At 33.6% G+C, this 12,952-nt stretch carries 15 protein-coding genes; 14 read left to right on the top strand and 1 reads right to left on the bottom strand.

Annotated elements, in window-relative coordinates; translation table 11 throughout:
* Positions 1 to 39: 39 nt before the first annotated feature.
* The 8 genes from M2139_RS07335 to ssb all read left to right on the top strand — a co-directional run bounded on the left by M2139_RS07335 (position 40) and on the right by ssb (position 5,779).
* The gene (locus tag M2139_RS07335; protein WP_280738215.1) at positions 40 to 762 is read left to right on the top strand and encodes a DNA/RNA non-specific endonuclease; all 723 of its coding nucleotides are present in this window, start codon (positions 40 to 42) and stop codon (positions 760 to 762) included.
* A gap of 60 nt (positions 763 to 822) precedes the next feature.
* Positions 823 to 1,098, top strand: a complete 276-nt coding sequence (locus M2139_RS07330) for a BRCT domain-containing protein (RefSeq protein ID WP_280738216.1) — start codon at positions 823 to 825, stop codon at positions 1,096 to 1,098.
* Positions 1,099 to 1,123: 25 nt separating this feature from the next.
* Positions 1,124 to 1,570, top strand: a complete 447-nt coding sequence (locus M2139_RS07325; protein ID WP_280738217.1) for a transcriptional regulator, ArpU family protein — start codon at positions 1,124 to 1,126, stop codon at positions 1,568 to 1,570.
* A 103-nt stretch (positions 1,571 to 1,673) separates the two neighbouring features.
* Positions 1,674 to 3,110, top strand: a complete 1,437-nt coding sequence (gene dcm / locus M2139_RS07320) for a DNA (cytosine-5-)-methyltransferase (protein WP_280738218.1) — start codon at positions 1,674 to 1,676, stop codon at positions 3,108 to 3,110.
* A gap of 132 nt (positions 3,111 to 3,242) precedes the next feature.
* On the top strand, positions 3,243 to 3,992 hold the full coding sequence (locus tag M2139_RS07315) for a site-specific DNA-methyltransferase (RefSeq protein WP_280738219.1): 750 nt from the start codon (positions 3,243 to 3,245) through the stop codon (positions 3,990 to 3,992).
* 87 nt (positions 3,993 to 4,079) lie between these two features.
* Positions 4,080 to 4,208, top strand: a complete 129-nt coding sequence (locus M2139_RS07310; protein ID WP_280738220.1) for a hypothetical protein — start codon at positions 4,080 to 4,082, stop codon at positions 4,206 to 4,208.
* Positions 4,208 to 4,864, top strand: a complete 657-nt coding sequence (locus M2139_RS07305; RefSeq protein WP_280738221.1) for a hypothetical protein — start codon at positions 4,208 to 4,210, stop codon at positions 4,862 to 4,864. Before M2139_RS07310 ends, M2139_RS07305 begins: the two co-directional genes overlap by 1 nt.
* A gap of 423 nt (positions 4,865 to 5,287) precedes the next feature.
* The gene (gene ssb / locus M2139_RS07300) at positions 5,288 to 5,779 is read left to right on the top strand and encodes a single-stranded DNA-binding protein (RefSeq protein WP_280738222.1); all 492 of its coding nucleotides are present in this window, start codon (positions 5,288 to 5,290) and stop codon (positions 5,777 to 5,779) included.
* A gap of 120 nt (positions 5,780 to 5,899) precedes the next feature.
* Here the strand turns inward: ssb and M2139_RS07295 are convergent.
* Positions 5,900 to 7,026 (bottom strand): IS3 family transposase gene (locus M2139_RS07295; RefSeq protein WP_280738223.1). Its coding sequence is split into 2 segments (ribosomal slippage): positions 5,900 to 6,798 and positions 6,798 to 7,026, totalling 1,128 coding nucleotides; the frame shifts between segments, so codons are not numbered across the junction.
* A 279-nt stretch (positions 7,027 to 7,305) separates the two neighbouring features.
* Here M2139_RS07295 and M2139_RS07290 point away from each other — a divergent pair.
* The 6 genes from M2139_RS07290 to M2139_RS07265 all read left to right on the top strand — a co-directional run.
* Positions 7,306 to 7,698 carry an HTH domain-containing protein gene (locus tag M2139_RS07290; RefSeq protein WP_280738224.1) on the top strand — a complete coding sequence of 131 codons (393 nt, stop codon included), beginning with the start codon at positions 7,306 to 7,308 and terminating at the stop codon, positions 7,696 to 7,698.
* Between the two features lie 679 nt (positions 7,699 to 8,377).
* Positions 8,378 to 9,034, top strand: a complete 657-nt coding sequence (locus tag M2139_RS07285) for a helix-turn-helix transcriptional regulator (protein ID WP_280738225.1) — start codon at positions 8,378 to 8,380, stop codon at positions 9,032 to 9,034.
* Positions 9,035 to 9,480: 446 nt separating this feature from the next.
* On the top strand, positions 9,481 to 10,002 hold the full coding sequence (locus M2139_RS07280) for a hypothetical protein (protein ID WP_280738226.1): 522 nt from the start codon (positions 9,481 to 9,483) through the stop codon (positions 10,000 to 10,002).
* A gap of 520 nt (positions 10,003 to 10,522) precedes the next feature.
* Complete coding sequence (locus M2139_RS07275; RefSeq protein ID WP_280738227.1) at positions 10,523 to 11,089, top strand: recombinase family protein; 567 nt, start codon at positions 10,523 to 10,525, stop codon at positions 11,087 to 11,089.
* Positions 11,090 to 12,243: 1,154 nt separating this feature from the next.
* On the top strand, positions 12,244 to 12,567 hold the full coding sequence (locus M2139_RS07270) for a DUF5320 domain-containing protein (RefSeq protein WP_280738228.1): 324 nt from the start codon (positions 12,244 to 12,246) through the stop codon (positions 12,565 to 12,567).
* Positions 12,568 to 12,593: 26 nt separating this feature from the next.
* The coding region (locus tag M2139_RS07265; RefSeq protein WP_280738229.1) for an IS3 family transposase at positions 12,594 to 12,952 on the top strand (359 nt) is incomplete at its 3' end.

Here is a 12,952-nt window from a genome sequence, read left to right as displayed (position 1 = left end):
CAATAAGGACTATCTCTTTTTTGTGATAAGGAGGACATTATGAAAAAAGTAAAAAAGATACCTCAAATAATAGTAATCTTTATTATCGCAATCACTGTATTACCACAGCTTGTTGGTAAACAGTGGTTAAGTAGTTCAATCACTGAATCAGGTGAAAAAATCAATGCTAGTATCTGGAGTGCTTTAAATAATTCAACACAAGAAGCAAGTGAGGTAGTTGTTGAATTTGATAACAATAAGCCAAACTTTTCTTCTGAAGATTTATCCCTGGAGAATGGCTATTGGCAAGAATTTTCAGAGTTGGATCAATTAAACCGTGTTGGTGTTGCGAACGCTATGCTGCATAAAGATTTCATGCCTACAGCAGCTAGAGAAAGTATCAAGCATATTCATCCTACTGGTTGGAAGCAGAAGAAAATGGAATCAGGAGAAATGTTATATAACCGAAGCCATCTAATTGCTTTTAGATTTACTGGTGAGAATGATAATTGGCAAAACCTTTTAACTGGTACTGAACAGTTTAATCAAGAATATATGACAATCTATGAGGAAAAAGTAGCTGAATATTTAAAAGAAACAGATAATCATGTCAGATACAGAGTAACACCACATTTCCTAGAAAATGAGCTAGTAGCTAGAAGTGTTCAAATTGAAGCCCAAAGTATTGAAGATTCCGCTATTTCCTTTAATGTCATAATCTATAATGTACAAGATAATTACGAAATTAATTATAGTGACGGATCAAGCAAAAAAGTTAATTGATGTTTTAGCCTCTCAAGTATATTTGAGAGGTTCTTTTGCGAATGAAAGGAAGCAAAGCTAGTGGAGATAACAGATCAATATTTTGTGTTTACTAATAGTCTGAGTTTTATGACTAGAGAAGAAGCTATGCAAATAGTTCAAAAGAAGGGTGGCAAAGTACAAACAGCTGTTACGCCAAAAACTAATTTCCTAGTCGCTGGTTTTAAGCAAATGGATTGCTTTGATTTAGAGCGAGTGACTAAGAAAGAAAATGATGCAGCTGATTTAATTAAAAAAGGGCATAAGATTACTATTCTAGGTGAAGAGGCATTTCTTTCCTTAATAAATAAACAATGAATAAAAGACGATTGGGAGCGATAATTTGAGTTTATTCAATCCAAAAGATTATCAGTTACCTAGTTTTGATGAAGTCAACTGGTCTGAAACGGTTAAAAATACAGGACTTTTCATTTGTGAATTGAAAATCAGCAGAGAGAGAATTGGTTATCCAGCGTGTCCTAAAATTAACCAATACGGAGAAATCAGAGAAGAATTTCCTGTTGATATCAATAAGTGTCCTGAGACTTGGATTAATGACTTTGAATTCTACCAAAAATACTTCTTATATGGATTTTCAGCAATTATGCATCCTTATAAGCCGCACGTTACCGAAAGACGAAGGAAAGTATTCATATATAGATATCTACATGGATTGCAAGTTGAATCGATCGGAGAGAGAGTTTTCTTCAAAAAAAATATAGTGACAGATGAATCAAAAATATCAATGATTCAATTTTCTACAGCATTAGATTTATTAATTTTAAAATAAACGTTTTGCGGTGATTTCTTCAGCGCGCCTTAACCTAGTTAATAGTTAAACTTTCAATACAAGCTTGAATATATGAAACACAACGTTGTGGGAAAGATTAACTATGAGTCAGGAATCATTAACTTTTTTAGACCTATTTTCAGGAATAGGAGGCTTTCGTTTTGGTATGGAAGCAGCCGGTCATGTTTGCAAAGGATTTTGTGAAATTAACGAGAATGCCAGAAGAAGTTACTGTTCAATACATGACACTAAAAACGAGGTGGAAATGCATGACATTACAACAATATCAGACGAGTTTATTCGAAGTATCGGAAGTACCGATGTTATTTGCGGCGGATTTCCGTGCCAGGCTTTTTCAATTGCAGGAAGAAGAAGAGGTTTCGAGGATACTAGAGGGACTCTCTTTTTTGAAATTGCAAGGTTCGCATCTATTCTCAAACCTAAATATCTATTCTTGGAAAACGTCCGAGGATTGCTCAGTCACGACCACGGAAATACGTTCGAGACAATTATCAGAACCTTGGATGACTTGGGGTATGGTGTGGAATGGCAAGTGCATAACAGCAAGGATTACCTCCCGCAAAATAGGGAGCGGATATTCATTATCGGACGTTCTCGAACAGAATGTACCAAGCAAATTTTTCCTTTCATACGAGAAGAAAATGCAACTGATGAAGAATCAGGAAAAATAAAATTAGCCGGAACAACACATGTTAAGAATGATCTTTCTTCTTCAACTAGAGAGCGAACTTATTTTACTGATGGTATTGTTGGCGCAGTAACAGCCACGGATCACAAGTCAGCTAAGCAAATTGTAGTTGGCAATTCTAATCCAAGCAATAGGGGAATGGGAGGCGTGGTCTATCATTCGGATGGAATTAGTCCAACATTGACTACTAACCATGGAGAAGGAAATAAGATTGCTATTCCTGTTCTTTCTCCGGACAGAGTGAATGTTCGACAAAATGGTAGAAGACTCAAGGGGAATCAAGAAGAAATGTTTACTCTTACTGCTCAAGATCGACATGGGATTATTGTAGCAGGGAAGCTTGATGGAAAATATCGGTCAACTCAAAGTGTTATAGATCCAGAAGGAATTTCTCCAACATTAACAACAATGAGTGGTGGTGGTCAAGAACCTAAAATTTTGATTCAGGAAGCCACAAAAAAGGGATATACTGAAGCTTATCCTGGAGATTGTATTAATCTCTCTTATCCTGGTTCAGATTACCGAAGAGGGCGTGTAGGTAAAGGATTTGCTCATACGCTACTTGCAAGTAGTCACCAAGGAATTGTGACAGAAGATTTTGAAATTAGGAAATTAACACCAATGGAATGTTGGAGATTACAAGGTTTTCCTGATTGGGCATTCATGGCCGCAAAGTTTGGTTCAAAAAAAATAGCCTTTGAAATTATTGAAAAAGGATGGGATCATTATCATTGCGACTTTGAGCAGAAAATGTCTGATAGTCAGTTATATATGCAGGCAGGAAATTCAGTGACTATACCAGTTATCTATGATATAGCTAAAAGGCTGTAAATGACTTTTTCATAAACCAAGAAAGAACATAACAGCGTTCTTTTCCAAACGGTAACTCTATTATAATTCCCTTATCAAGACTTGAAATAATAAAAAATTGGTTTGGGCCCGAATCGTACAGGAGAAATTTGTATGATTCAATTAAATAAAATTTATAATGAGAACTGTTTGGAAGGAATGTTGCGAATTCCTGATAATTTTGTAGATTCAATTATTTGTGATTTGCCGTACGGTACAACTGCTTGTTCCTGGGATGAGATTATTCCATTTGATGAACTTTGGACTCAGTATCGAAGAGTTATAAAACCTAATGGCGCAATTGTATTATTTGGTGCAGAGCCATTTTCAACAAAATTAAGAATGAGTAATTTCAAAGAATATCGTTATGATTGGTATTGGGTCAAAAATAATGTGACTGGTTTTACATTTGCGAAAAGCCAGCCGATGAGAAAAGTTGAAACAATATCTGTTTTTTCTAAGGGTACTGCCAATTATTATCCTCAAGGATTGGAGCCAGTTAGACAGTTGAAAGGAAAAGTAAGGCATGAATATGAAGAGAGTATTGTAGATTCTGCTTCGCTTTCTAATAAAGAATACTTTCAAGAGTTTACTGGATTTCCTAGTAATGTTTTACGATTTGACAGGGAAGCCAAATGGAATTTCCATCCTACTCAAAAACCTGTAGATTTACTGGAGTATTTAGTTAAGACATATACTCGAGAAGGTGAGGTAGTACTGGATAATTGTATGGGTAGTGGGACGACTGCGATTGCTTGTCTTAATACTGATAGACAATTTATTGGCTTTGAAATGAATAAAAAATATTATGATCAATCATTAGATCGAATCAAGTATAATCAAACACAATTAAGCCTATTTTAGGAGGCTTCACAAAGGTCAAAAAAATTTTAGAGTAGACAAGTCTGCATTTTGTAGGCTTGTTTATTTTATCTAACAAAGGTGGAAAATATGAAAGAAAAAGCAGAGTTATTTATTATGAAGTTTCAGGAAGTTGGAATGAAGATGTTGAAAATTCCGTTTGGTTTCAAAATTTTAGCATTCTGTATTATTAATAAAGATGCAAAAGGAGAAAAATGATGAGTAGGACTTATTGGGAAAGAATTTGCGCAATGTTAGAAAAAGAAGGTTTTAAGGCTAAAGATTTTCGTATTTGTGAGATTCCGATTAATGGGGTGTTTTGTTGCGAGAGGATCACAGATTATTATGGCATTGATTATTTTGTTGTAGAAGAGACAGTTTCTGGTGTACTAGTGCCAACTTATGTCAGTCATAAATTGGATGAGAATGGTCACAATAATTTTGTAGCTAAGAGTATTCAAGATTCTATAGCATTAAATGGAATTTATTCTGATGAACATACATTTACATGTTCTCAAACAACCGAAAATAGCGTGTTTATAAAAAATACAACACTAGTCGATGTTGTAAAAAAAGTAAGAAAAGAAGTTGATGAAGGGAAATATTTTTCAAATAGTGAAAAGAGATTCTATGATCGATTAATTAGTTTTATTAAAGATAAAGGGGGATTTGTTACAGCAGATTGGGAATTAGAAGAGATTGCTTATCTGAAGCAAGAAATTCACTATTCAGTGCATAACATTGTCGATAATAAAAGGTTTGTGATAATATATAAAACTAATTTAGACAAATTTACATTGGGATATTTTGGAATTGAACGCAAACTCATGGAAGCAAAAAATATAAAAGAGGCTCTTGAAAAATGTTTTAATTAACTGAAGAAACATATGATATACTAGAAAAAGGTAATTGAGAAGCGAAGTTTATGATACGGTAGCAAATCCAAATCGAAGGGATTGATGCTTATGGGAAAATTTTCCTAAAGCCAGATTTCAGAGAAAGGAATTGCATGATGTCCATCTTGGAAGTGTTAGCGCTGCTACAACTTCTAGTTGTTATCTACAAATTAGGTAGAAGCAACAAAGATGAAGACAACAAAAAAGACCGTCCTTAAACTTTAGCTGAGTTTGACGGTCTTTTTTACGTTTTACTTATGCTACCGATCTTAAATCGGAGTGGATTGATTACTTGTGGGGCGTATTACCAGTACGTCCCTTTTCATATGTATTATAGCATGACAAAAAAAGAATTGCTAGAAAAAGTAATTCAGCTTAATAAATAGAAAGAGGTGCAGGTTTATGATTAATAATGTAGTTTTAGTAGGAAGACTTACTAAAGATCCAGACTTACGATATACGCAAAGTGGCGTTGCAGTTGCGACTTTTACTTTGGCAGTGAATCGAAGTTATACAAATCAAGAAGGAAATAGAGAAGCGGATTTTATAAATTGTGTGATTTGGCGAAAATCTGCTGAAACGTTGGCCAATTTTGGTAGAAAAGGTGCTTTGATAGGTGTTACGGGTCGGATTCAAACAAGAAATTATGAAAACCAACAAGGACAAAGAGTCTTTGTAACGGAAGTAATTGCTGATAATTTTCAAATGCTTGAGTCAAAAGAGGTTTCGCAACAAAGACAAAATGCTTCTAATGAAAATAACGGAGCAGCGCAAGCACCTGTAGGGGCAAATAGTCAACAAGTAAATGAACAAAAATATCACAGTCCAGAAACTGATCCGTTTCAAAATGCTTCTAATCCAATAGATATTTCTGATGATGATCTTCCATTCTAAAAAACTGAAATAAAAATTAACAAACCAGTCTTATATAGATAAGACTGGTTTGTTTTTTACATTATTCATTTCTTTTACTGGATTTGAGTCAAGATCTTGGACACAATTTAGTAGAGACGATTACACCAGTTTTTCTTTTGCTAGCTCTTCAAACTCCTGCGGAGTGAAATAGTTAATTGAGCTGTGAATTCGATTTCGATTATAAAATCCTTCAATGTAGCTAAATAAAGCTCGATTTGCTTCTTCAAAATCTGAGTAATTTGTTGTGTATACTTCTTCCTTTTTCAATGAGGCATGGAAAGATTCGATTCCTGCATTATCATAAGGCGTTCCTTTTCGACTATAGGAATGTCTTATTTTGTTGGTTTCAAGCCATTTTTCTACTTCAATCGCTGTATACTGACTGCCCAAATCAGTGTGTAGAATCATTCCTTCTGGAATGTGATATCTTTGCTTTGCCTGATTCAAGGCTTGTAACACACAATCGACGGTCATTCGGGTAGAAAATGCATAGCTAATAATCTTTTTTGTGTGTAAATCCATAATCGAAGATAAGTAACACCACCCATTTTTCTTAGTGGGAATGTAGGTGATATCAGCTACCCATTTTTCACAGATCGTTTTAGTCGAAAAATCCTGATTCAAAAGGTTCTCCTTTGAATCAATCGGTTGAACAGACCGTTGAGGTCTGTATTTCCTAACCACAATTGACTTTAGATTTAATTGTTTCATCAGTTTTTGTACATGCTTAAGAGAGACTGAAATCCCTTCCTTTAGCAATACCTGATGGATCTTTGTTGCACCATAACGTTGTTTATGATCAAAAAAAGTGATTGAAATCTTCTTTTTCAATCGATTATTTTTGATTTCTGTAGCTGTCAACGGTTTGTTTTTATGGAAATAGTACACACTTCTAGGGATTTCTAATAATCGACACAACAAAGAAACAGTGTAATTCTTACACCATTTTTCAATAAATTGAACAAGCGAATTTAAGTCTTTCGAGAGAATATGGCTGCGGCTTTTTTTAATATTTCAAGTTCTTCTTTCAAACGAGCATTTTCTTTTTTCAGTTCAGCCGCTTCTCTTCCAGTCAGTCCTGTGGACTGATTTGGTAAATACAGATTCTTCCATTTGTAAATCGTTGCTTCAGATAAGCCATATTCTTTCGCCAATCCTCGAACAGAACGTCCAGTTTGATTCAGTTCAACAATCATCTGTTTAAAATTTTCTTCGTATCGGGTCATAAAAATCCTTCCTCTCGTAGATAAGTTTAATTTATTTTTGTCTCTACGAAAAGTTGTCTAAGATTTGATACTAGCACCATACAGAGGTAATTGTATGGTTCAATCAAATAAATGGATTAACATAAAAAATTTCTGTGGTCTTTCATGTGATAGATATCTTCAAAAAATTAAAAATGCTTCTCAAAAAAAATAATATTAAATCAATTATTTCAAGTTAAAAAATATGATAAAATGAGATAGGTTGTCGATTTACTTTAAATGAACAATGGGGGAAGTAAGATGGAAGGGAATGTGACTGTTAGGGAATTAGCAGAAGAATTGAATGTCAGTAAGCAAGCTGTTAGGAAATGGTTGCTAAAATTGCCAGAAGGTCTATCAACTACAATGAATAAAAACCGTTTGGAGTTAAGCTGTGAAGTAGCTGATTTCATTAGACAAAATATTAAAAACGGAAAAAAACTACCAGAAGTAATTGAAGATAAAAGTTATCGATTTGATGAAAATATAGAATTTTTTAAAGAACAATTAAAAATGAAAGATGACCAAATCAAGAAGCTACATTTTTTGTTAGAACAGCAACAACAATTGTATTTAGACTTAAAAAAGGAAATGAGGTTGTCGATTTCGAAAACTTCGTTCAAGAAGAAATTTCGATGGGAATTCTGGAAATAGAGCAATGAACCGTTGCGCAAAGACGAAGTCTTTTCTTTTAGTGATATGATGTAATCATCTTAAGAGAAAAGAGGTAAATAGAAAATGAAAAAACTTATGTTAGGATTTATTGCGGTATCTAGTTTGATGGTTGCAGGTGCAACGGAAGCTGAAGCTTCTGAAATAGCCTAGTCCAACGAAGTAGGGGGATTAGTTTCAAAAGAGGAAGTTGATGTAGTTTCTACAGAAGTAGTAGGAGAAAAAACAATAATAACACTTGAAAATGATTTAGAGTTAATTATTGATGATGTTGTCGGTAGTGAAGAGACTTTTTCAGTTGTAATAATGGAGCCTCTAAGAACTAGCAGAGTATCTTGGACTTATACAAGATATTTTGATGTTTATCGATACAATTATAGCTCAAGTGCAGCAGCTCGTATTTCATACAATCAAACTGTCGGTAGTTATCGATATTCAGGTACTCTTCCATTATATTCTTCGTATAAAGCAAGTGGAGGAACCACTCAATGGACACATAGATATTATGGTGCTATTACAGGTAATTTGATTTATTAATGAGTTGATAAAAAGGAGAGATCTAAAAATTCTCTCCTTTTTATATTTAGCAACGGTTTATTGCGAAGGAAACTCTTCCACTTTCTTCCATTTTGTTTATATTATTAGTTAAGAGGTGTTTTTTATGGAATTGTTAGGATTACGATTAAAAAGATTAAGAAATGAAAAAGGTTGTAGTCAAGAAGATGTAGCTAAGTATCTGTATCTAACTAGGCAAACAATTTCTAAGTGGGAAAATGACAGAAGTGTGCCAGATGTATATAATTTAATGCTTTTGGCAGATTTTTATTCCGTTTCATTTTTTGAATTATCTGGCATGGAAGAAAAGCTACACAATTCTGAAAAAAATGTTTTAAAAAATAATAATAAAGAAATGGAGCATAAGAAGATGAAAAAAAGAATCGCTTTTATAATGATAGGTACAATTGTTGTTTTAACATATTTCTTTTTATTAGTAAGTTCATATAGTCGGCAAAAAGCTATTGACGAGTACACAGCAAATGATTTTTGCCTTTATGGGGTTAAAAAAGTTAACTATGACATCAAAGATAATTCTGTAGACTTAAAAAATACTACGCCATTTTATTTGTCGGATGATAATAACATAGTGAGCGTCGAATTAACAGATGGAACAATTGTAAAAGATCTATCTTTTGAAAATATACAGAAGTTAGGACTATTTACGGAAGACAATAAGTGGTTTTTAGAATCAGAGTTAGGAGAAGAGGAAAAAAAGGGTTATGTCAATTTGCTATTTTTATGGAAAAATGAAAGTGAATAGAAATCATCCGTGAAGGATTAAAAGAAAAAATCTTACTAAGGAAAAGCATTAAAAAGGGTAATTGAGAAGCGAAGTTTATGATACGGTAGCAAATCCAAACTGAAAGGACTGATGCCTATGGAGAAATTCCAGAAAATCAGATTCTACAGAAAGGAATTGCATGATGTCCATCTTGGAAGTGTTAGCATTGCTACAACTTCTAGTTGTTATCTACAAATTAGGTAGAAGCAACAAAGATGAAGACAACAAAAAAGACCGTCCTTAAACTTTGGCTAGTTTAACGGTCTTTTTTTAAGTTAACTATGCTACCGATCTTAAATCGGAGTGGATCAATTACTTAGGGGCGTATTACTAGTACGTCCCTTTTCGTGTATATTATATCATGATAAATTGGGAATTGCTAGAAAAAGTAATTCAGCTTAATAAATAGAAAGAGGTGCAGTTTTATGATTAATAATGTTGTTGGTGATTATAATGATGAATACTTTTCATATTTTTCAAATCAAGTAAAAGAGGGGAAAATAAAAAATATTGAGCAATTAGTTACTTATGTAAAGAATAAATTTGAAATTGAACAGTTTTCTATAAATAAACTTACTCAATCTTTTTTACAAGCTCAGAAGTTCAATGCCCTCCATAGATATAGTGACGTTCTTAATATAGAGTCGCTAGATTTTCATGCTATTAGAATTATAAAAACACCGGATAGTAATTACTATTTTTCCAGCCAAGATTCAGGTTATTCACCCTTAGAGTTACCTAGCCAATCACCAGAAGAGGATTTACTATTATTTTTATACGAAGATCAAACAAATTACTTTTGGGTTAATAATTCTCATTTGCATTGTGAATTGATAACAGAGCGAGGAATTAGCCAGGAAAGCATTGAAAAGCAAGATTCGTTATTTCTTGAGTATGAGAGTTGCAAGCAACGTTTTATGGAATATCGTAAACGCATTAAAGAATGAGATGAGTGTTTGACAGGAACTAGCAAAAGTTTTAATTTAGACAAGCAGTAAAATATGTTGGGATGATACAATATATTTTCTGCTTGCTTCAATTTATTAAATCTTACTTAAAGCAAATTAAAGAAATATCAAAACTTGCCAAATGGGGTTTGTTTCTCCCGCTATTTCAAAAATGAATAAGATTATATATAAAAAACAGAAATTCCATAAAATCACATTGATTTTAGAAGAATTTCTGTTTTTTTAGAGTGTGAACATAATATACTTATGGACACAACTATTTTTTAGTTATTGCATTATGAAACGCTACAATTACCTGTACAAGAAATTACATAAGTATTAGATAAATGACTAGGGTAATTTCCAACATGACTACTAACTCCATCAGATGGATAAATTTCAAGACATTTAACTATCAAAACTTTCAGGTATTGATAGTTTTTTTGTATAGTGATAGAATAAGGATAGAAAAACTATCAAAACTTACTATCATATATAGTGGTGAAAAAGAGGCGATTTTTTGATTTTTGGATATGCACGAGTCAGTACATGGGGGCAAGATTTAGAATCGCAAATTATTGCTTTAGAAAAACATGGCTGCCAGAAAATATACAAAGAAAAATTCACTGGGACGAAAGTTGACCGACAAGAGTTTCAGAAACTCCTGAAGGAATTATCTGAAGGTGATACATTGGTTGTAACAAAACTAGATCGTTTTGCAAGATCCACTATCCAAGGTTTAGAAACTGTTCGGGAGTTATTCGATAGAGGTGTGAAAATACATATCTTGAATATGGGGATAATTGAGGACAGTCCTACTGGAAGATTGACGTTTACAATTTTCTCAGCTTTTGCGGAGTTTGAGCGGGATATGATTGTGGAACGAACCCAAGAAGGAAAAGCCTTGGCAAAATTGAATCCAGATTTCAAGGAAGGCCGGCCAAGAAAATTTAACAGAGATCAAATGGATTTGGCTATGGAGTTATTGAAGACAGATACAACAAAAAATGTATCACGAAAAACTGGAATTAGTGAAGCTTCTTTATATAGAGAAAAGAGAAGACGAAAATATAAGAATTTGACTTAAATAAACGAAGCGATTTATGCTATACTGAAGGAAGTAATTGAGAAGAGAAGTTTATGATACGGTAGCAAATCCAAACTGAAAGGACTGATGCCTATGGAGAAATTCCAGAAAATCAGATTCTACAGAAAGGAATTGCATGATGTCCATCTTGGAAGTGTTAGCATTGCTACAACTTCTAGTTGTTATCTACAAATTAGGTAGAAGCAACAAAGATGAAGACAACAAAAAAGACCGTTAATAAACTTTGACAGGTTTAACGGTCTAAAAAACTGAAATAAAACTGTTACCGATCTTAAATCGGAGTGGATCAATTACTTAGGGGCGTATGACTAGTACGTCCCTTTTCGTGTATATTATATCATGTAAAAAAAAGAAATGCTAGAAAATCAATCAATATAGGGACTAAATAAAGAAGGAAACCTATGATATACTAGAAAAAGGTAATTGAGAAGCGAAGTTTATGATACGGTAGCAAATCCAAACTGAAGGGACTGATGCCTATGGAGAAATTCCAGAAAATCAGATTCTACAGAAAGGAATTGCATGATGTCCATCTTGGAAGTGTTAGCATTGCTACAACTTCTAGTTGTTATCTACAAATTAGGTAGAAGCAACAAAGATGAAGACAACAAAAAAGACCGTCAGTAAACTTTGGCTAGTTTGACGGTCTAAAAAACCTAAAAATGATGCTACCGATCTTAAATCGGAGTTGATTAATTACTTAGGGGCGTATGACTAGTACGTCCCTTTTCGTGTATATTATATCATGTAAAAAAAAGAAATGCTAGAAAATCAATCAATATAGGGACTAAATAAAGAAGGAAACCTATGATATACTAGAAAAAGGTAATTGAGAAGCGAAGTTTATGATACGGTAGCAAATCCAAACTGAAAGGACTGATGCCTATGGAGAAATTCCAGAAAATCAGATTCTACAGAAAGGAATTGCATGATGTCCATCTTGGAAGTGTTAGCATTGCTACAACTTCTAGTTGTTATCTACAAATTAGGTAGAAGCAACAAAGATGAAGACAACAAAAAAAGCCGTCACTAAACTTTAGCAGAGGGAACTGACCCAGAATAGTGGGACATAATAAAAAAGCACTTCTTGTTGAATTCAAGTAAAATGAATTTAACAGGAGGTGCTTTTTAGCATGACAACAAGAGTAGCGTACCCGCTTGAGGTAAAACAAGAAGTGATTCGCATGAAATTAGATGGAAAAGCAACTAAGGAAATAATGGTCACACTTAATATTAAAAACAAAACACAAGTTGAAACGTGGTGGCGTTGGCATCGTAATGGAGAAACCCACCGGTTTCTTCAACCTGTTGGGAAACAGTATAGTTTTGGCAAAGGACCAGAGGAACTGTCTGAAATCGACTACCTAAGAAATCAAAATAAGTTATTAAAACAACAATTAGAAGTGATAAAAAAGTACAACGAACTGGAAAGGATGTGGAAAGAGACTCATTTATAGCCCTTGTAGAATCATTGAAAGATCAAATGAGTGTTAAAGAACTGTGCGAGCAATTTAAGATAGGTCGTTCCACATATTATCGCTGGTTAAAAACAGCCCCGAAAGGATTAACTGATTTAGAACAATTAATTAAGGAACTCTGTTTTACACATAAATTCAGATACGGTTATAGAAAAATCACTGCGCTAGTGTGTCGAGTAAGAAGTGTCAGTAAGAATACTGTTCAACATATCATGCGTCGTTATGGGTGGAATTGCCGTACGAAAATGAAGAAAAGAACAAAAGTTGGACAGCCATATAAAATAGTTGGCAATCATTTAAACCGAAGATTTTCTTCAAACAGTCAGTTAAAAAAATTAGTAACGGACATTACCTATCTTCCTTT

It is taken from the genome of Enterococcus sp. PF1-24 (genome assembly GCF_029893325.1).
Taxonomy (GTDB): domain Bacteria; phylum Bacillota; class Bacilli; order Lactobacillales; family Enterococcaceae; genus HY326.
This window is presented reverse-complemented; position numbering and strand designations above follow the sequence as displayed.

Bases quoted from the DNA above. Each gene is read 5' to 3' on its own strand.
- ssb (WP_280738222.1), top strand. From the start codon at position 5,288: ATGATTAATAATGTAGTTTTAGTAGGAAGACTTACTAAAGATCCAGAC.
- dcm (WP_280738218.1), top strand. From the start codon at position 1,674: ATGAGTCAGGAATCATTAACTTTTTTAGACCTATTTTCAGGAATAGGA.
- M2139_RS07290 (WP_280738224.1), top strand. From the start codon at position 7,306: ATGGAAGGGAATGTGACTGTTAGGGAATTAGCAGAAGAATTGAATGTC.
- M2139_RS07310 (WP_280738220.1), top strand. From the start codon at position 4,080: ATGAAAGAAAAAGCAGAGTTATTTATTATGAAGTTTCAGGAAGTTGGA.
- M2139_RS07305 (WP_280738221.1), top strand. From the start codon at position 4,208: ATGAGTAGGACTTATTGGGAAAGAATTTGCGCAATGTTAGAAAAAGAA.
- M2139_RS07285 (WP_280738225.1), top strand. From the start codon at position 8,378: ATGGAATTGTTAGGATTACGATTAAAAAGATTAAGAAATGAAAAAGGT.
- M2139_RS07335 (WP_280738215.1), top strand. From the start codon at position 40: ATGAAAAAAGTAAAAAAGATACCTCAAATAATAGTAATCTTTATTATC.
- M2139_RS07280 (WP_280738226.1), top strand. From the start codon at position 9,481: ATGATTAATAATGTTGTTGGTGATTATAATGATGAATACTTTTCATAT.
- M2139_RS07315 (WP_280738219.1), top strand. From the start codon at position 3,243: ATGATTCAATTAAATAAAATTTATAATGAGAACTGTTTGGAAGGAATG.
- M2139_RS07270 (WP_280738228.1), top strand. From the start codon at position 12,244: ATGACAACAAGAGTAGCGTACCCGCTTGAGGTAAAACAAGAAGTGATT.